Genomic DNA, 18630 nt, shown 5'->3' with positions numbered 1-18630 from the left:
GCTACACGCCCCGCTGGCCCTGCATGCCCATCCGGGCCAGCACCACGTTCTCGATGATCTGGATGACGTTGTAGAGCACGAGCGCGACGGCGGTGACCCCGGCGATCGACGCCCAGACGGCGTTGTACTGCGCCTGCGACAGGTAGCCGCCGATGCTGCCGCCGACACCGCCGCCGACCGCCAGCCATTCGGCGAGCAGTGCGCCCGTGATGGCGCCGGGCACGGAGATGCGCACGGCCGCGAAGAACGCCGGGAGCGACGAGGGCATCGCGACCTTCATGAGGCGCGCGAACGAGCCGCCACCGTAGACGGTGACGAGGTCGTTCATCTGCGGTGCGGCGGATTTCAGGCCGAACGAGATGTTCACGAGCGCCGGGAAGAGCACCACGATGCCGCCGATCACCGCGATCGACCAGACCTCGCGACCGAAGATGAGGATGATCACGGGTGCCATGGCGACCAGCGGCACCGACCTCAGCAGCATGGCGATCGGCATGAGCGCGTGCTCGGCGCCCTTGCTCAGCTGGAAGATCATGGCACCGACGAGGGCGACGAGGAGGCCCGCGATGAAGCCGACGACCGAGTGGGCGAGGGTCTCGCCGATGGTCGCGAAGATCTTGTCGCGGTTGGTCGCCGCGGCGGGAACCACGAACAGGTAGTTCCAGACGTCGAGCGGGCCCTTCGCGACGAACTTGGAGACGTTCAGCAGCGACAGGGCGCCGGCCCACAGCACGATGACCGCGACGATGGTGCCGACGAAGTTCACGACGCTCCACAGCAGCGCGCGCAGCACGCTGCGCCGCGCCTGGGCGCGCAGGGTACGGGTGAGGTCAGTGGCGGACTCGGATGCCGCGACGGCCGTCGTCATGAGCGCCCCTTCGACCAGGGCGCGATCGCCCGCGCGATGAACCCGACGAGCACGTAGCCGAGCATCGCCACGAGACCGCTCAGCAGCGCGATCGCCCACACCTGGGGCGCATTGAGCTGCTGCTGCGCGATGACCATGATCACACCGACGCCCACTTCGACCTTGCCGAAGAACTCACCGAGCACGGCGCCGAGGAACGCGGCCGGAACGGCGATCTGCAGGGCGTTGAGGATTGCGGGAAGGGCGGCGATGAGACGCACCTTCACCAGCTGCGTGAACTTCGACCCACCGTAAACCGTGACCACGTCGAGGCTCGACTTGTCGGCCGACTTGAGGCCGAGCAGCGCTCCGACGACGGTCGTGAAGAAGACCGAGAGGGCGGCGAGGAAGATCGCGGTGCCCGAGGGCTGCCCGATCGGCGGGGCGCCGATGAGCACCACGGCGATCTGGCCGAGCGCGACGATCGGAACGCAGTAGGTGAGGATCGCCAGCTGCATCGCGACCGACTCGAGGCGCGGGACGACGAGCACGACGGCCGCGAGGAGCAGCGCGAGCACGTTGCCCCAGAGGTATCCGATGCCCGCTTCCGCGAGGGTCACGGCGAAGTTCTTCGCGTAGAAGTCCCACCCGGTCTGCGCGATCGTGACGACGACCTCGAGCGGCGTCGGGATCGGCCGCAGGCCGGTCGGGGTGACCCAGGCGAGCCCGACGATCCACCACACGATCACGAGGGCGACGCCCCCGATGAGCCCCGTCATCCACGGCGGGAGACGGACGTCCTCGAACGTGACGCCGCGGCCCTTCGTCGGGGAGTCAGTGGTCATCGGTGGCTGCGCCTCCCGCGCCGAACAGCAGATCGGACGCGTGATCGACGTAGGCGTGGAACTCCGGGGTGCGCATCATCTCGGGGGTGCGCGGGCGGGGGAGGTCGATCGTCATGACCTCCTTGATGCGTCCGGGCCGCGGGCTCATGACCGCGACCTGGTCGGAGAGGAAGATCGCCTCGGAGATGCCGTGCGTCACGAGCAGGGTCGTCGCGGGCTTCTCGGTCCAGATGCGCAGCAGCTCGAGGTTCAGGCGCTGCCGGGTCATGTCGTCGAGCGCGCCGAACGGCTCGTCGAACAGCAGCACCTGCGGCTTGAGGATGAGGGAGCGGGCGATCGAGACGCGCTGGCGCATGCCGCCCGACAGCTGCGCGGGCTTGGCCTTCTCGAAGCCCTTGAGACCGACGAGCTCGATCATCTCGGTGACGTAGTCGTTGTCGACCTTCTGTCCCGCGATCTCGAACGGAAGGCGGATGTTCGACAGCACGCTGCGCCACGGCATGAGGGCCGAGTCCTGGAAGGCGATGCCGAGCTTGTGGTCGCGGCGGAGCTCCTTGGGGCTCTTGCCGTCGACGCGAGTGGTTCCGCTGGTGGGCTGCTCGAGCCCCGCCAGGATGCGCAAGATCGTCGACTTGCCGCATCCTGACGGGCCGAGCAGCGACAGGAACGTGCCCTGTGCGGTGTGGAGGTTGGCGTCCTGCAGCGCGACCACGTTCTTGCGGCCGGTCGTGAAGACCTTGTTCAGTGCGGTGATCTGAAGGCCGGTGCCCAGGTTGTCCTGGGCACCGGTCTCGACAGCGGGCTGCGTCACGACGCTCTTCTCCGTGTGCTGGTGCTGATTACTTGGCGTACTTCACGAGGCCGGGGTTCTCCTGGTAGACCTCGGTGAGCAGCGACATGTCGAACAGGTCGGAGGCCTTCAGGGTGATGCCGGCGCCCGAGAGCGACTTGATGGTTGCATCCTGCAGGGTCTGCGAGATGGTGAACAGGCCGTTCTGCGCGGTCTCGTCGGAGACGACGAGCTTCTGCGCCTGCTCGGTCGCACCGGCGATCGAGTTGGTCAGGTCGAGTCCGAGGTCCTTGCCGTAGGTGTTGACGGCGAGCTCGGCGCCGGCCTGCGGGTTGTTGACCGCGTCGGACCAGCCCTGGATCTCCGCCTTCAGGAACGCCTTCAGTTTGTCGCGGTTCTTCGCGATCTGGTCGTCGGTCGTCGTGATGGTCTCGGCGACGAACGGCAGGCCGTTGTCGGCGAACGGGAGGTTCGCGACGCTGTAGCCCTTGGCGGCCACGGTGATCGACTCGTTCGTGAGGTAGGCGATGTAGCCGTCGATCTCACCGGAGAGCAGCGGCGCCGGGTCGTACTGCACGGGCACGACGGTCAGGTCGCTCTCGCTCATGCCGTTGGCTGCGAGGAACGCGTCGAACAGTGCCTTGTTCGAGTCCTGCACGCCGATCTTCTTGCCCTTGAGGTCCGAGGGCTTGGTGATGTTGCCCTTGTCGGCCAGCGAGAGCACCGTGAACGGGTTCTTCTGGTAGGTCGTGCCGATGATCTTCAGCGGCGCGCCCTCCGAGGCGACGACCGAACCGATCGAGACGGCGTCGGAGAGGGCCACATCGGCCTTGCCCGAGAGCAGCTCGCTCGCACCGGTCGAGGGGCCGGGGGTCATGTTGACCTTCGAGAAGCCGGCGGCGGTGAAGTAGCCGTTCGCGTCGGCGAGGAACTCGCCCGAGAACTCCTCGTTCTTGATCCACGACAGCTGCAGGTTCAGCTCGCCGTAGGTGCCGGGGGCGACCGAGGCGGCGCCGGTCGACGTGGGGGCCGTCGTGCTCGACGAGCTCGACGAGCAGGCGGACAGGGCGACGGCCGACACGGCGACCGCCGCAAGGGCGACCGCCGCGCGCAGCGCGCGCTTCGAGGTGCGGATGTTCATATGCTGTGTCTCCAGATGCTGAGTGCGTCGGGTCGGGACTCGTCTCTCACGTACCCGCCGGGTGCTCTGGGAACGACGAGGCAGCGGCGCAAGGGGCGACTCACTCGACGCTAGGCGATGGAGATTTCATCAACATCCGCTCGAATGTTTCCGCGGCGTTACGCGTCGCTTCGAACCGGAGTCGGTGATCAGCGGCGCTCGTGGCCGAGGAGCACCACTGATTCTGCCAGCGCCCGGATGCCCGCGGCGACGTCGGCGGCGCTGACCGCCTCATCGGGATGGTGGCTGATGCCGTCGGGGTTGCGGAGGAACAGCATTCCGACGTCGGTGATCGCCCCGATCGTCATCGCATCGTGACCTGCCCGCGAGAAGATCGTCGCCGGATCGGATGCCCCGGGGGCGCCGGTCGCGCCGATGCCCTCGCGCACGACGTCCTGCAGCAGCGGCGCGCACATGACCGCGGCGGCGTTGTGCACCTCGCGTGAGCGCCATCGCAGGCCGCGGCGACCCATGATGCCGTCGAGCTCGCGGGAGATCTCGTCGAACACGCGGTCGCGTTCGCCGTCGAACTCGCCGCGCAGGTCGAGGGAGAAGTGGGTCTCGCCGGGGACGATGTTGACCGCCCCGGGGAAGGCCTCGAACTGGCCGACCGTGCCGATGATGTGATGCTCGGTGCGGCAGATGCGCTCGATCGCGAGCGCCGCCTCGCTCGCACCGAGCAGGGCGTCACGGCGCATGTCATAGGGAGTTCCGCCCGCGTGCCGGGCCTCGCCCTCGACGACGAGCTGGAAGCGGCGCGCCGACGCGATCGACGACACCACGGCGAGGGCCTCCCCCCGCCGGTCGAGTTCCGGGCCCTGCTCGATGTGCGCCTCGAGGTAGCCCACGAGGCTGTCGGGGCGTCGCGCGGCCTCACCGATGCGTCCGGGGTCGAGTCCGAACTCGAGGAAGGCCTGGCGCAGAGTGGTGCCCGCGGCATCCGTCAGCGCCCACCAGTCGTCGTTCCACAGTCCCGCGACCGCCGACGACCCGAGCAGCGCCTTGCCGAAGCGGGTGCCCTCCTCGTCGCTGAAGGCGACGACCTCGATCGCGAACGGGAACGGCGAGCGCCATGCACTGTCGCTGTCGCCCGCGGGCACGCGCAGCAGACGCACGATCTCGAGGCCCATGAGCACGCCCACGATGCCGTCGTAGCGCCCCGCGTCGGGCACGGTGTCGAGATGCGAGCCGATGAGGAGCGCGGGAGCGTCGGAGATCACCGCGCCCGACGGATCGAGCACATCCAGGCGGCCGAGCTGGTTGCCCGCGGCATCCTGTCGGGTGCGCATGCCGAGCTCGCGCATCCACTCCGCGGCGAGACGGTTCACTCGGGCGTGCTCCGCCGACAGGTAGACGCGCTCGATGCCCTGGTCGGCGGCGCTGACCCGGGCGAGCTCGTCGCAGCGGTTCATGACGCGCCTCGCCGCGGCCGCGATGCGGTCGGGCGATCCGAGGGACGGCAGCGTCACGCGGGCGCCCCCGCGAACACGTCGCGCGCCGCCTCGACACCGCCGCCCACGGGCACGGCCGCGCCGAAGCGCCGCAGCACGCTCTCGAGCGCCGCGAGGGTGGTGAGCACGGCGTCCTTGCGGGCGTTGTAGCCCATCGTGCCGATGCGCCACACGCGACCGTGCAGCGGACCGAACGACGTGCCGATCTCGATGCCGAAGTCGTCGAGCAGCGCGGCGCGGGCGACGTCTCCCGGAACCCCCTCGGGGATCTCCACCGCGACCACGTTCGCCATCTTGTGGGCGACGTCGCCGAAGACCGTCAGCCCCAGCGCCTCGACGCCGGCGAGCATGGCGTCACCCGCGAGCCGGTGGCGCGCTATGACCGCGTCGCGGCCCTCGCCCAGCAGCACGCGCGCGCACTCGCGGGCGGCGTAGAGCATGCTCGTCGCCTCGGTGTGGTGGTTGAGCCGGCGCGGACCCCAGTAGTCGAGGATCATGCCGAGATCGAAGTAGTTCGAGCGCACGAAATCGGATGCCGCGGCATCCCCCTCCTCGCGGATGCCGGCCTCCACGCGGCTGCGCGAGCGGACCACCTCGACCGCGCGGGGCGACAGCGTGATCGGCGCCGACCCGGACGGACCGCCGAGGCACTTCTGCAGGCCGGCGGTGGCGGCATCCAGCCCCCAGGCATCGGCCTCGAACGGGTTGCCGCCGAGCGACGCGGTCGCGTCGGAGTAGAACAGCACGCCGTGGCGGGCGCAGATCGCGCCGATCTCGTCGAGCGGCTGGTTCATGGTGGTCGAGGTGTCGCCCTGCACGAGGGCGAGCAGGGTGGGCTTGACCCGCACGATGGCCTCTTCGATGGCCGACGGGGTGAACACCTGGCCCCAGGCGGTCTCGATCGTGTGCACCTCGGCGAGCGCGCGCTCGGCGATCTCGGCGAGCAGGTGCCCGAACCGCCCGAACACGGGCACGAGCACCCGGTCGCCCGGGCGCACGAGCGAGACGATCGCCGCCTCGATGCCGGCGCGCGAGGTGCCGTCTATGAGCAGGGTCGCGTCGTTGCCTGTCGCCCAGACCTCGCGGTAGAGCTGTTGGGTCTCGGCCATCGCCTGCGTCATGAACGGGTCGTACTGCCCGACGAGCGGCGCCGACATGGCCCGCAGCACGCTCGGGTACGCCGAGATGGGGCCGGGCCCCATCAGTAGGCGCGCGGGCGGGTCGATCGGGCCGGGGAGGGTCACGGGAGGTCCTTTCGGAGGGCGAGGCCGGCGGCGAGACGACGCGCGAAGCGCACCAGCGCGACATCCGTGCCCGGCCGGGAGACGAAGCAGACGCCGACGGGGGCGGGTCCGAGCTGCGAGGGCACGGTGAGCAGCGGCACCGAGATCGCGGGCGCGCCGCCGACGGCGGCGGGGGCGGTCATGCGCAGGGTCGCCTGGCGCACCGCGTCGACGCGGTCGCCGTCGGAGGTGCGCATGGGCGCCGGGCCGGGCACGGTCGGCAGCACCAGCACGGCGTCGCGCACCAGACTCTGCACGTGGTCGCGGAGCGGCTCGAGGGCGGCGCGTGCCGCGGTCTCGTCGTCGCGGGTGACGGATGCCGCGATGCGGAACCGTTCGGCGACGGCGGCGCCCAGCGCGGTCGGGTGCGCGCGCACCCACTCGGCGTTGTTGCGCCAGGCCTCGGCGCCCTGCACGGTGCGGAACGCGGCCAGGTAGTCGTCGAGGGATCCGACGCTGACCCGGCGAAGGCTCGGCGCGTCATCGAGGCCGGCGATGCGGGCGAGCAGCGCTTCGAACGCCGCGCGCGTCTCGGGCTCGGCGGCCTCGACGATCTCGTCGGGCACGAGCAGGCGGGCGGGCAGATCGGCGCCCGACTCGCCGAAGACGCTCTCGGTCGAGGTCGACCCGTCGTAGCTCAGCGACCAGTCGACGACCCGCTGCAGGGTGTCGCCGTCGCGGGTGAGCCAGCCGATCGTGTCGAACGACTGGGCGAGGGGCAGCAGCCCCTGGCGCGGCACGAGGCCGTGGGTCGTGCGCAGTCCCCAGAGCCCCTGGTAGGAGGCGGGAACACGGATGGAGCCGGCCGTGTCGGTCGCGAGCCCCACCGACGCCTGCCCGGTGGCGACGGCCGTCGCCGGGCCGCTCGACGACCCGCCGGGCAGGGCACCAGCGAGGGCGCCGTTGGGCGGGGTGCCGTAATGGGCGTTGTCGCCGGCGATCGAATAGGCGAACTCGTCGGTGCGGGCGATTCCCCGCAGCGACGCCCCGCCGCGCAGCAGCTCCGACACGGCGGCGGCGTTCGCCGTCTCGGGGCGGGCCGTCTCGAGGAAGGTCGGGTTGCCGGCACCGATGCGATAGCCCTTGATGGCGAAGAGGTCCTTGACGGCGACGGTGAGACCGTCGAGCGGCCCCTCCCATGCGCCCTGCAGCAGCGGGTCGCCGACCGAGCGCCACACCGACCGGTCGAGCGCCTGCGCGCGCGCGGTGACGTGGGCCGCGGTGATCAGCCAGCGGCCGTCGAGGCGCTCCCAGATCTGCGTCTGCAGGCCGGTGCCGCCGCCGCGGTAGCGCGAGATCGACACGAGCAGCGCGACATCCGGCGCCAGCTCTCGGTACTCGATGCGCTCGATCTCGCGCGGCGGCACCCCGCCCCGCACCCCGCGGAACGCGCTGATCGCGTCGTGACCGACGAGCAGGCCCGCCGCGTCGCCGCGCAGGGTGCCGGGTCCGGGGGCGAACAGCTCGTCGAGCACGGCGAGATCGTTGTCGAGGATCGCCCGCTCATACCGGTCGAACGCGGTGAAGAGGGCATCGGGGATGTCGCGGCTCACGGCACCCCCGGGGCATCCGTGGTCGTGGCCGGTGTGGCGCGCGCGACCCCGGCCGCGGCGCGCGCGACCCTCGCCGTGAGAACAGGCGAACTCTCGTGCACAGGACGCTTCGTCACGTGTGGTCCTGTTCCGGCGCGTTCTCCTGCGGTCCAGCCGCGGCGGGCGTGGCGGGCGTCGCAGGCACCGCCGGCACCGCGGCGAAATCCGCCACTCGGATGCGCGCGTGCACGCCGGTGACGATGTCGACGACCTGCGAGATGTCGAAGTCGGTCGCCGCCGACAGGTAGGCATAGGCGAGGTGCTCGGACATGCCCCAGCGCGCCTGGATGAGGGCGAGCGCCGCCCGCACGCAGGCGCGCATCGCCTCATTGAGGTCGCGGTCGAGGCCGGTCGGCACGAGGTAGTCGGCGGTCTCGACGAGCGGGCCGAGCACGTCGCCGAAGGCGGCGAGCGCCTCGGCGCGCGGCACGACGTCGAAGCGCAGCGTCGCCCGCAGCGACGCCTCGAGCGCGGTGAGCGCCACCTCGCCGTCGCCCTGAGCGAAGTGCGGGTCTCCGACGTAGGCGAGGGCGCCGTCGACCTGCACGGGCAGGTAGAGCACCGAGCCCTCGGTGAGCAGCTTGATGTCGATGTTGCCGCCGAAGTTCGAGGGCGGCACCGAGTGGGGGCGCTCGTCGCTGTCGGGCGCGACGCCCATGGTGCCGAGGAACGGCGCGAGCGGGAACTCCACCACGCGCGGACCGCCGTCGGTGAGCGGGAGGGTGCCGACGAGGCATCCGTCGCGGTCCTCCACCGGGGTGAACACGCTCATCGTGCCCTCGCCGCGCGGCAGCTCGCCGGGGAGCGCGCCCTTGCCGTGCCGGTTCGAGATGACCCCGTACGGCACCCGCGGCTGCAGGGCGACGACGGTGATCTTCAGCAGGTCGCCGCGGCGGGCGCCCTCGATGCGCACGGGCCCGGTGACGACGTGCGGTCCGTCGGCGGCGGGGTCGCGCGAGAGCGCCGCGGCGATCGCGACGGCGTCGTCGAGCACGGATGCCGCGACCACCCCGTGACCGGTGAAGTAGCCGAGCGGGTCCTTGCCCTGGTCCTCGAGGATGCCCTCGTGGCTGACCGTGTCGATCGTCACCGTGGTGCCCGCGGGAACGGTGAGCACGGGCGCGTCGGCGCGCGAGGGCAGGCGCCCCCACGTGACCGTCTCGGGGCTCGCCGGCAGGTAGACGTCGGCCGGGATGGGTCCGGTGTGGGGCTGGAGGATCTCGAACGTCATCGTTCCGCTCCTGTGGGTCGCAGGGTGTGCAGGATCTCGGCGCCGGCTCGCACGCCGACCCCCTCGCCGAGGCGGAAGACCTCGTGCCCGGCGAGATAGGTGCGCTCGACGCGGCCCGTCAGGGTCTGGCCGTGCCACGGCGAGAGCTTGTTGCGGTACTCGAGCTCGGCCGCGTCGACCGTCCAGGCGCGATCGGGCGCGAAGACGGCGAGGTGCGCGGGGGCGCCGACGGCGATCTCGCCGAGGCCGGGCTGGCCGGCGATGCGCGCGGGACCCTCGGTCATGAGCGGCAGCACGCGCTCGAGGGGGATGCCGCGTCCCGCCGCCGCGGTCCAGATCGCCGCGAGCCCGGTCTGCAGCCCCGCGATCCCGCCCCACGCGAGGCCGAAGTCGCCGCCGCCCTGCTCCTTGAGCTCGCGGGTCGAGGGCGAGTGGTCGCTGACGATCGCGTCGATCGTGCCGTCGAGCACGCCCACCCACAGGAGGTCCTGGTTGGCGCGGTCGCGGATCGGCGGGCAGCACTTGAAGGCGCCCGCACCGTCTGGCACATCCTCGGCGGCGAGGGTCAGGTAATGGGGGCAGGTCTCGACGGTGAGGCGCACACCGTCCGCCTTCGCGGCGCGCACCGCGTCGAGGGCGCCGCCGTCGGAGACGTGCACGATGTGGGCGCGGCCACCCGTGCGGCGAGAGGCCTCGATGACCTGCTCGATGGCCGCCTGCTCGCTCATCGGCGGGCGGGTCGCGAGGAAGTCGGCGTAGTGCACGCCGAGCGCGCCGTCGCCGTGCAGGTGGGCGGGGTCTTCCGCGTGCACGATGAGCACGCCGTCGAATGTCGCGATCTCGGCGAGCGCCGCCTCGAGCTGGTCGGCGTCGAGGTGGCCGAACTGGTCGATGCCCGACGGAGACAGGAAGCACTTGAAGCCGACGACACCGGCGGCGGCGAGGTCGGCGAGGGAGCCGAGGTTCTCGGGCACGGCGCCGCCCCAGTAGCCGACGTCGACGGCGAGCTTGCCGGCGGCGGCGGCCCGCTTGGCGGCGAGCGCCTCGGGGGTGGTCGTGACCGGCACGCTGTTCAGCGGCATGTCGAAGAGGGTCGTGACGCCGCCGGCGGCGGCGGCGGCGGTGCCGGTGGCGAAGCCCTCCCACTCGGTGCGGCCCGGCTCGTCGAGGTGCACGTGCGAGTCGACGAGGCCCGGCAGCAGCACGGTGTCGTCGGGCAGGACGACGTCGGCGTCGGGGTCGAACGGCCCGATGGCGGTGATCACGCCGTCGACGATCGAGACGGATGCCTCGTCGAACCCTCCGGCGACGAGCACACGGCGGGCCGCGATCGTGAAGGCGGGGGTCGTGCGCGACATGGCCCCACCCTAGGGCCGGTGCGTTTCACAGATGTAACCAGGATGAACATTCTGTGACGCGTGCGGGCGGCCTCGCTCGCCGATCCGGCGGCCGCCTCGGCCACCGGATCGGCGCGAGGCGACACCTGCCGCCCGGATAGGGTGACGCCATGCGCATCGCCGAGTTCGACGCCCTGCCCGCGCGCGACGCGGAGGCCGTCGTCTCGGTGTGGGCGGCGATCCCCGCCTGGGTGACGGATGTCGTCGCCCACCGCCCGTACGGCACGGTCGAGGCCCTCGCCGACCATGCCGCGCGGACGGCGGGTGCGTGGTCCCGCGCCGACCTCGACGCCGCCCTCGCCCACCACCCCCGCATCGGCGAGAAGCCGCACGGCGCGGGCGCGGAGGCCGCGGCATCCCGAACCGAGCAGGCCGCGATGGCGACGGCCGACGACGACGTCACCGCGGCGATCGCGCAGGGCAACCGCGACTACGAGCAGCGCTTCGGGCGCGTGTTCCTCATCCGCGCGGCGGGCCGCACACCCGCGGAGATCCTCGCCGCCCTCACCCGCCGCCTCGCCCACGACCCCGAGACCGAGGAGCGCGAGGCCGCCGCCCAGCTCGCCGAGATCGCCCTGCTGCGCCTGCGCACCGCCGTCACCGAAGGAGACCCCGCATGAGCCACCTCACCACCCACGTGCTCGACGCCGCCACGGGCGCTCCGGCGTCGGGCGTCGGCGTCGTGCTCGCCCACGCCTCCGGCGCGGTCATCGCCCAGGGCGCCACCGACGGCGACGGCCGGCTCGCGCTCGGACCCGACACGCTCACCGCCGGCGACTACACGCTGACGTTCCTCACCGGCCCGTACTTCGCGGCGGTCGGCGTCGAGACGTTCTACCCGCACGTCGCCGTCACGTTCCGCGTGCAGCCGGGCCGCGCGCACTACCACGTGCCCCTGCTGCTGAGCCCGTTCGCCTACTCCACCTACCGCGGCAGCTGACCCGCGCTGCCGGTCGATCGCCGCCCGCCCGCGTCGACGTGACGGGTGCGGGATGCCGCGGGCCGCGGCATCCGGCACGAAACGCGCCCGTGATGTGCGCGCCCTAGGGTGCCGACCATGCGCGTGATCATCATCGGGGCCGGCATCGGCGGAACCAGTGCCGCCCTCGCCCTGCAGAAGCTCGGCCACGACGTGGTCGTCTACGACCAGATGCGGGAGAACAAGCCCGTCGGGGCGGCCCTGTCGCTGTGGTCCAACGGCGTGAAGGTGCTCAACTGGCTCGGCCTCGGCGACGAGGTCGCCGCCCTCGGCGGCCGCATGGACGACATGGCCTACTACGAGGGGTTCGGCGGCGCCGAGATGTGCCGCTTCTCGCTCGAGACGGTGACGACCCAGACCGGGCAGCGCCCCTACCCGGTGGCGCGCGCCGACCTGCAGGCGCTGCTGATGGAGCGCGTCGGCACCGACCGCGTGCACCTCGGCCGCAAGCTCGTCGCGGTGTCGGAGGCCGACGGGATCGTCACCGCCACGTTCGCCGACGGCACGACCGACACCGCCGACGTGCTGATCGGGGCCGACGGCGCCCGTTCTCTCGTGCGCGACTACGTGACCCGCGCCGACGAGGGCGGCACGCGCATCGAGCGCACCTACTCGGGCTACACGAACTTCAACGGCCTGGTGCCCGTCGACGAGCGCATCGGGTCGGCGACCCAGTGGACCACCTACGTCGCCGACGGCAAGCGCTGCGCGGTCATGCCGGTGGCGGGTGACCGGTTCTACTTCTTCGTCGACATCCCGCAGCCCTCGGGTCTGCCCTACGACAAGCAGGCCGACGGCAAGCGTCCGCTCGAGGAGGCGTTCGCCGGCTGGGCTCCGGGCGCCGAGGCGCTCATCGCGGCGATCGACCCCGAGACATCCCTCAACCGGGTCGAGATCTGGGACATCGACCCCTTCCACACCTGGGTGCGCGGAAGCGTGGCGATCCTCGGCGACGCGGCCCACAACACGTCGCCCGACATCGGGCAGGGCGCGTGCTCGGCGCTCGAGGACTCCTTCGCGCTCGGCATCGTGTTCGCGACCAACACCCTCGGCGTGCCCGACGCGCTGCGGCGCTACGAGAAGATCCGCGCCGAGCGTGCCGGCGACCTCGTGCTGCGCGCCCGCAAGCGCGCGTGGGAGACCCACGCGTTCGACCCGGCCGTGACCGACGCCTGGTACGAGAGCCTGCGGGGCGCCGACGGCGTCGGCATCATCCGCGGCATCGTCGGCAACATCGAGGACAGCCCGGTCAACCTCGGCGGCGGGCTGCTGTGACCGCTGCGGTCTACCGCGGCCACCTCGTGCACATCGCGGGCGCGCCCGTGGCGGGCGACGTCGATGCCTCGCTCGTCTCCGAGCCCGACGGGGTGCTGGTCGTGGACGCGACCGGACGCGTCGCGTTCTCGGGCGCCTGGCGCGATCTTCCCGCCGAGTGGGCCGAGGCCCCGGTCACCGAGACCGGCGGCGTGCTGCTGCCGGGCTTCGTCGACACCCACCTGCACTTCCCGCAGACCTTCACCACCGACGCGTTCGGGGGCGGCGAGCTGCTCGAATGGCTCGAGCACTGCGTGTTCCCCGCCGAGTCCCGTCTCGCCGACGCGGCCTTCGCCGACGCGATCGCACGGGCGTTCGTCGCCCGCCGGGTGGCTGTCGGCACGACGGCGGCGATGGTGTTCGGCTCGGCGTTCCCGGTCGCGCAGGAGGCCCTGTTCTCCCGCACCCTGCAGGCAGGCCTGCGGGTGGTGAGCGGCCGCGGCATCCAGACCGTCGGCCCCGCCTCGGCCACCGCCCTTCTCACCAGCGAGGCCGACGCGCTCGCGCTGACCCGCGACGAGATCGACGCCTGGCACGGGCAGGATGCCGCCGGCCCCGCGGCCGACGCGACGCGCGCGCTCGCGCAGGTCGCCGTCGTGCCGCGCTTCAGCCTGTCGGTGACGCCGACGACGCTGCGGGGGCTCGGCGAGCTGTACGGCGAGGCGCGCGAGCGGGGCGTCTACTTCCACTCGCACCTCAACGAGAACAACCGTCCGGGCGACGGCGAGATCGCCGCGGTGCGCGAGGTCTACGGCACCCGCACCTACCTCGACACCTACGACGGGCACTTCATGCCCGAATCGGCATACGGGGGCGAGAGCCTGCTGGGGCGGCGCAGCATCCTGGCCCACGCGGTGCACTGCGAGGACACCGAGCTCGCCCGGCTCGCCGAGACCGGCTCATCGATCGCGCACTGCCCGACATCGCAGCTGTTCCTCGGCAGCGGCACCATGCCCTGGCGTCGCACGCTCGCACACGGCGTCACCGTGGCCCTCGGCACCGATGTCGGGGCGGGCGACGAGTGGCTCATCCCGCGTGTGCTCTCCGACGCATACAAGGTGCACATGACCGAGCCCGGTGACGACGCGATCGCGCTGCACCCCGCCGAGCTGCTCTTCCTCGGCACCCTCGCCGGTGCCCGCGCGCTCGACCAGGAGCACGTGTTCGGCAACCTCGACGCCGGCAAGGAGGCCGACTTCGTCGTGGTGCGGCCGCAGGACCAGCCCGGCTTCGCCGACGTACTCGCGCACAGCGGGGAACCCGGGACATCCGCCCATCTGTTCACGCTGCTGCTGGGCATGCGCGAGCAGGCGGTCGCACAGGTCTACGTGCGGGGGCGGCGCGTCGTCGCGCGGACCGCCTGACCTCAGACAGTGAACAGGGCGTGCACGTCGCCCGTGAGCGCCCGGCCGCCGAGCGCGGTGAGCTCGAGCAGCACGGCGGTGCCCGCGACCGTGCCGCCCAGACGCTCGACGAGGCCCTGCGCGGCGGCGATCGTGCCGCCGGTCGCAAGCACGTCGTCGATCAGCAGCACCCGGGTGCCGGGGGCGATGTCGTCGTGCATCTCGATCGTCGCGGTCGCGTACTCGAGGGCGTAGTCGACGGATGCCGCGGGTCGCGGCAGCTTGCCCGCCTTGCGGATCGGCACGAGACCGGCATGACCGGCGACCGCCGCGGCGGCCGCCAGCAGGAATCCGCGCGCCTCGATCCCGGCGACGACGTCGTAGGTGCCCTCGAACGGGGCGAGGAGGCCGTCGATCACCGCACGGAACGCGTCGGCGTCGGCGAGCAGCGGCGTGATGTCGCGGAAGTTGATGCCCGGCGTCGGGAAGTCGGGAACGATCGCGATGAGACTCTCGGCGCGGGCGAGGTCGGCGGCAGACGGGGCTTCGATGGGCACGCGGTCACGATACCCGGCGCGTGTTTCCGGCGTGGGGCGGGCGTCCCTTCGCTCCCCCGGCCGCGCCACCCCTCCCGCGGCGGCGAGTCGCCGAGCTGCTGCGTTCCCGCAGCCCGCGCCCGACGCCGCCCTCAGGCGATGGGGCGGCCGCCCGCAGGCGATGGGGCGGCCGCCCGCGCGCCCGAGCGCGCCCGCGGCGACGACGATCGCGCGGCGGGCGGCGACGGTCACATCGGCGCCGTCGTAGCGAGCCGCGAGGAAACCCGCGGCGAACGCGTCGCCCGCACCCGTCGGGTCGACCACCCGCACGCGCGGCGCCGGCAGGTGCACGCCGCGCTCACCCCGCTCCGCGACGAACACGCCGTCCCCACCGAGGGTGATGACGACGGCGGGCACGATCTCGAGCAGCGCCTCGGCCGCGAGCCGCGGGTCCTCTTCGCCGGTGAGCGCCTCGGCCTCCGCGCGGTTCGGAAGCAGCACGTCGGTGCCGGCGATCGTGTCGAGGAAGGTCTGCGCGCCGATGTCCCGCAGGAAACCGGCCGACGACGGGTCGACGGTGACATCCAGCCCCGCCGCCTTCGCCCTCGGGATCAGGGCGGCCGTGTCGACCCGCCGCCACGCGTCGAGCATTGAGTGCCCGGTGAGGTGCAGAGCGGATGCCGCGTCCAGCTGCTCGTCGTCGAGCACGGCCGGGGACAGCGAGCGGGCGGCGCCGCCGTCGGTGAGGAAGCTGCGCCGGTCGCCGTCGACGATCACGATGATGCGCCCGGTGGCGAGCACCGGGTCCTCGTCGATGAGCGCCTCGACGCCGAACGCCTCCAGGGAGGCCCGGTGCCGGGGGCCGTCACCCGCGCCCACGCGACCGACGAACCGCACCGCGGCGCCGAGCGATCCGAGCCACGCGGCGACGTTCGCGGCCGACCCGCCCTGGGTCGACACGATCGTCGACAGCGTGTCGGTCTCGGGCCGGATCGGCCCCGCGGGCACGACAATGATGTCGTCGATCACGTCGCCGATCACGAGGATCGGCCGCGCGCCCCCCGTCACGGCAGGCTCAGGCCCCGGCCGCGAACGCCGTCGCGATGCGGGCCGCGAGGCGCACGTTGTTGCGGGCGATGTCGAGGTTCACCTCGAGGCTCTTGCCCCCCGACAGCTCGACGATGCGCAGCAGCAGGAAGGGCGTCACCGCCTTGCCGCGCACCCCCTGCGCGTCGGCCTCGGCGAACGCCTCCGCGAGTACCCGGTCGTGCTCGACCAGGTCCCACTCGAGCTCGGGCGGGAGGGGGTTGGCGACGACGAGGCCGGCTCCGGTGCCGAGGAGGTCCTGTGCGCGCAGGATCGCCGCGACATCCGCCGGGTCATCGACCCGCCAGTCGAGCGTCAGGTCGGACTCGCGCAGCCAGAACCGGGGGAACACGTCGGTGCCGAAGCCCACGACCGGCACGCTCAGCGTCTCGAGGCGCTCCAGGGTCGCAGGCAGGTCGAGCACGCTCTTCGCACCCGCCGAGACGACGGCGACCGGGCTGTGCGCGAGCACCGACAGGTCGGCCGACTCGTCGAAGGTGTCCTGGGCGCCGCGGTGCACACCGCCGAGGCCGCCGGTCGCGAACACGCGCACCCCGGCGAGGCCGGCGAGGTACGCGGTCGCGGCGACGGTGGTGGCACCGCTGCGGCCGAGCGCGGCGAGGATCGCGAGGTCGCGCACGCTCGCCTTGGCGAGGTCCTCCTCGGCGATGCGCCGCACCTCGTCGGGCTCGAGGCCCACCCGCGGCACGCCGTCGAGCACCGCGATGGTCGCCGGCGTCACGCCCTGCGACCGCAGGATCTCCTCGAACTCGCGCGCCGCCTCGAGGTTGCGCGGCCGCGGCAGGCCGTGGCTGATGATCGTGGACTCGAGGGCGACGACGGGACGGCCGTCGGCGAGCGCCGCGGCGACCTCGGTCGACAGGCGCAGAGCGGGGTGGATGGTCACCCGACCAGCGTAGGGCCGGTGGACCGAGGCATCCGTCGAATCGATACGATTTCTGCCGTACCCTGGTGCCCATGACCTCGACGACGGATGTCTCTCCCCTGCCGAGCACCCCCGGGCACGAGTGGTGGCGCACCGCCGTGATCTACCAGATCTACCCGCGCTCGTTCGCGGACTCCAACGGCGACGGCATCGGCGACCTGCCCGGCATCACGTCGCGCCTGGACGCCCTCGCCGACCTCGGCGTCGACGCGATCTGGCTGAGCCCGTTCATGGTCTCCCCCCAGCGTGACGCCGGCTACGACGTCGCCGACTACTGCGACGTCGACCCCCTGTTCGGCACGCTCGCCGACTTCGACGAGATGCTGGCGCAGGCGCACAGCCGCGGCATCCGAGTGATCGTCGACCTCGTGCCCAACCACTCGTCCGATCAGCACGTGTGGTTCCAGCAGGCGCTGAAGGCCGCGCCCGGCAGCCCGGAGCGCGCCCGCTACATCTTCCGCGACGGCAAGGGCGAGAACGGCGAGCTGCCCCCGAACAACTGGGAGTCGGTGTTCGGCGGCGGCATGTGGGAGCGCGTGACCGAGGCCGACGGCACCCTCGGCCAGTGGTACCTGCACATCTTCGACGTCACCCAGGCCGACTTCGACTGGGACAACCCCGAGGTGCGCGAGTACTTCCGGGGCGTGCTGCGGTTCTGGCTCGACCGCGGTGTCGACGGATTCCGGGTCGATGTCGCGCACGGCATGATCAAGAAGGCGGGCCTTCCCGACTACGTCCCGCCGGTCGACGGCGGCTCGATGGGTGGCGAGGACGACGACGTGCCCTACTGGGGCCAGCCGGGCGTGCACGAGATCTACCGCGACTGGCACGAGGTGCTCGCCGAGTACGACGGCGACCGGGCCCTGTGCGCCGAGGCATGGCTGCCCACGCCCGAGAAGACCGCCCTGTGGGTGCGGCCCGACGAGATGCACCAGGCGTTCAACTTCCCCTACCTCACCACCGAGTGGGAGGCGGAGCCGCTGCGCCAGGTGATCGTCGACTCGCTGCGCGCCTTCCCCGCCGTCGGCGCGCCCGCCACCTGGGTGCTCTCCAACCACGACGTGATCCGGCATGCCTCCCGGCTCGCCCTCACGGCGCCGAGCCCGCAGGGCGAGGGAATCGGCCCGCTGTCGGCGGCCCAGCCGATCCCGGCGCTCGGTCTGCGTCGCGCGCGGGCGGCGACATCCCTCATGCTCGCCCTGCCCGGCTCCGCCTACGTCTACCAGGGCGAGGAGCTCGGGCTGCCCGAGGCCATCGACATCCCCGACGACAAGCGCCAGGACCCGACGTGGTTCCGCACGAACCACGAGAAGTACGGCCGTGACGGATGCCGCGTGCCCCTGCCCTGGACGTCGACCGGCCCCTCGTTCGGCTTCAACTCGACGGGCGCGTCGTGGCTGCCCCAGCCGGCGGAATGGGCGGAGCACGCCCGCGACGCCGAGACCGGCGACCCCGACTCCACCCTGTCGCTCTACCGCGACCTGCTCGCGACACGTCGCGCCTACGGTCTGGGCGCCGGCGCCGTCGAGTGGCTCGACGGGTTCGGCGACGACGTCATCGCGTTCCGCAACGGCGACGTGACGGTCGTCGCGAACGTCGGGGCATCCCCGGTGGCGCTGCCCGCCGGCGACGTTCTCGTCGCGAGCGAACCGGGCATCGAGAAGACCCTGCCCGCCGACACCACGGTCTGGCTGCGCGCCTGACTCGCCGTGTCCGCGCGTCGCGCAGCGGCATGACGCGCGGACGCACTCGCCGCGGCGGCGGCTCGGGCACAGGCATGTTCGCCGCGACGGCGATCTGCCCGGAGGCG

16 protein-coding genes and 1 pseudogene are annotated in these 18630 nt (G+C 72.4%); 5 read left to right on the top strand and 12 right to left on the bottom strand.

What is annotated here, in order from left to right:
- Nucleotide 1: 1 nt before the first annotated feature.
- From RR49_RS10325 to allB, 9 genes are all read right to left on the bottom strand, one after another.
- Nucleotides 2-868, bottom strand: coding sequence for an ABC transporter permease (locus tag RR49_RS10325; RefSeq protein WP_045247995.1), 867 nt, complete (start codon nt 866-868; stop codon nt 2-4).
- Nucleotides 865-1692 carry an ABC transporter permease gene (locus RR49_RS10320; protein WP_048808981.1) on the bottom strand — a complete coding sequence of 276 codons (828 nt, stop codon included), beginning with the start codon at nt 1690-1692 and terminating at the stop codon, nt 865-867. The genes RR49_RS10325 and RR49_RS10320 overlap by 4 nt, the downstream gene beginning before the upstream one ends.
- Nucleotides 1682-2503, bottom strand: a complete 822-nt coding sequence (locus RR49_RS10315) for an ABC transporter ATP-binding protein (protein WP_045247994.1) — start codon at nt 2501-2503, stop codon at nt 1682-1684. The genes RR49_RS10320 and RR49_RS10315 overlap by 11 nt, the downstream gene beginning before the upstream one ends.
- Nucleotides 2504-2531: 28 nt before the next feature.
- A complete protein-coding gene (locus RR49_RS10310; RefSeq protein ID WP_045247993.1) occupies nt 2532-3623 on the bottom strand; it encodes an ABC transporter substrate-binding protein in 1092 nt (363 codons plus the stop codon).
- A gap of 188 nt (nt 3624-3811) precedes the next feature.
- Nucleotides 3812-5131, bottom strand: a complete 1320-nt coding sequence (locus tag RR49_RS10305) for an allantoate amidohydrolase (protein ID WP_045247992.1) — start codon at nt 5129-5131, stop codon at nt 3812-3814.
- Nucleotides 5128-6315: a pyridoxal-phosphate-dependent aminotransferase family protein gene (locus RR49_RS10300; RefSeq protein WP_084603867.1), complete on the bottom strand. Its 1188-nt coding sequence runs from the start codon at nt 6313-6315 to the stop codon at nt 5128-5130. The genes RR49_RS10305 and RR49_RS10300 overlap by 4 nt, the downstream gene beginning before the upstream one ends.
- A gap of 38 nt (nt 6316-6353) precedes the next feature.
- Nucleotides 6354-7949: an AtzH-like domain-containing protein gene (locus tag RR49_RS10295; RefSeq protein ID WP_048808980.1), complete on the bottom strand. Its 1596-nt coding sequence runs from the start codon at nt 7947-7949 to the stop codon at nt 6354-6356.
- Nucleotides 7950-8061: 112 nt separating this feature from the next.
- The gene (locus tag RR49_RS10290) at nt 8062-9219 is read right to left on the bottom strand and encodes an acetamidase/formamidase family protein (RefSeq protein ID WP_045247990.1); all 1158 of its coding nucleotides are present in this window, start codon (nt 9217-9219) and stop codon (nt 8062-8064) included.
- Nucleotides 9216-10577, bottom strand: coding sequence for an allantoinase AllB (gene allB / locus RR49_RS10285; protein WP_045247989.1), 1362 nt, complete (start codon nt 10575-10577; stop codon nt 9216-9218). The genes RR49_RS10290 and allB overlap by 4 nt, the downstream gene beginning before the upstream one ends.
- Nucleotides 10578-10726: 149 nt before the next feature.
- Here allB and uraD point away from each other — a divergent pair, with 149 nt between their 5' ends.
- The 4 genes from uraD to RR49_RS10265 all read left to right on the top strand — a co-directional run bounded on the left by uraD (nt 10727) and on the right by RR49_RS10265 (nt 14273).
- Nucleotides 10727-11236 (top strand): 2-oxo-4-hydroxy-4-carboxy-5-ureidoimidazoline decarboxylase, encoded by a 510-nt coding sequence (gene uraD, locus RR49_RS10280; RefSeq protein ID WP_045247988.1) that lies wholly within the window; start codon nt 10727-10729, stop codon nt 11234-11236.
- On the top strand, nt 11233-11556 hold the full coding sequence (gene uraH, locus RR49_RS10275) for a hydroxyisourate hydrolase (protein WP_045247987.1): 324 nt from the start codon (nt 11233-11235) through the stop codon (nt 11554-11556). The genes uraD and uraH overlap by 4 nt, the downstream gene beginning before the upstream one ends.
- A gap of 117 nt (nt 11557-11673) precedes the next feature.
- A complete protein-coding gene (gene hpxO / locus RR49_RS10270; RefSeq protein WP_045247986.1) occupies nt 11674-12870 on the top strand; it encodes an FAD-dependent urate hydroxylase HpxO in 1197 nt (398 codons plus the stop codon).
- Nucleotides 12867-14273, top strand: coding sequence for an amidohydrolase family protein (locus RR49_RS10265; RefSeq protein ID WP_045247985.1), 1407 nt, complete (start codon nt 12867-12869; stop codon nt 14271-14273). The genes hpxO and RR49_RS10265 overlap by 4 nt, the downstream gene beginning before the upstream one ends.
- Nucleotides 14274-14275: 2 nt before the next feature.
- Here the strand turns inward: RR49_RS10265 and RR49_RS16130 are convergent, their stop codons facing one another.
- From RR49_RS16130 to RR49_RS10250, 3 genes and pseudogenes are all read right to left on the bottom strand, one after another.
- Entirely contained in the window at nt 14276-14809 is a 534-nt protein-coding gene (locus tag RR49_RS16130) for an adenine phosphoribosyltransferase (RefSeq protein ID WP_045248021.1), read from the bottom strand.
- A gap of 177 nt (nt 14810-14986) precedes the next feature.
- Nucleotides 14987-15829 (bottom strand): annotated as a pseudogene (locus RR49_RS16125) (carbohydrate kinase family protein); the annotation flags it as partial.
- Between the two features lie 34 nt (nt 15830-15863).
- Entirely contained in the window at nt 15864-16781 is a 918-nt protein-coding gene (locus RR49_RS10250) for a pseudouridine-5'-phosphate glycosidase (RefSeq protein ID WP_045247984.1), read from the bottom strand.
- A 71-nt stretch (nt 16782-16852) separates the two neighbouring features.
- On the opposite strand from RR49_RS10250, the gene RR49_RS10245 reads away from it, so the two are divergent.
- Entirely contained in the window at nt 16853-18523 is a 1671-nt protein-coding gene (locus RR49_RS10245) for a glycoside hydrolase family 13 protein (protein ID WP_045247983.1), read from the top strand.
- Nucleotides 18524-18630: the final 107 nt, after the last annotated feature.

Source organism: Microbacterium ginsengisoli, from assembly GCF_000956535.1.
Classification (GTDB): domain Bacteria; phylum Actinomycetota; class Actinomycetes; order Actinomycetales; family Microbacteriaceae; genus Microbacterium; species Microbacterium ginsengisoli.
Note: the sequence above shows the minus strand (reverse complement) of the source record. Positions and strands in the feature narration are given on the sequence as shown.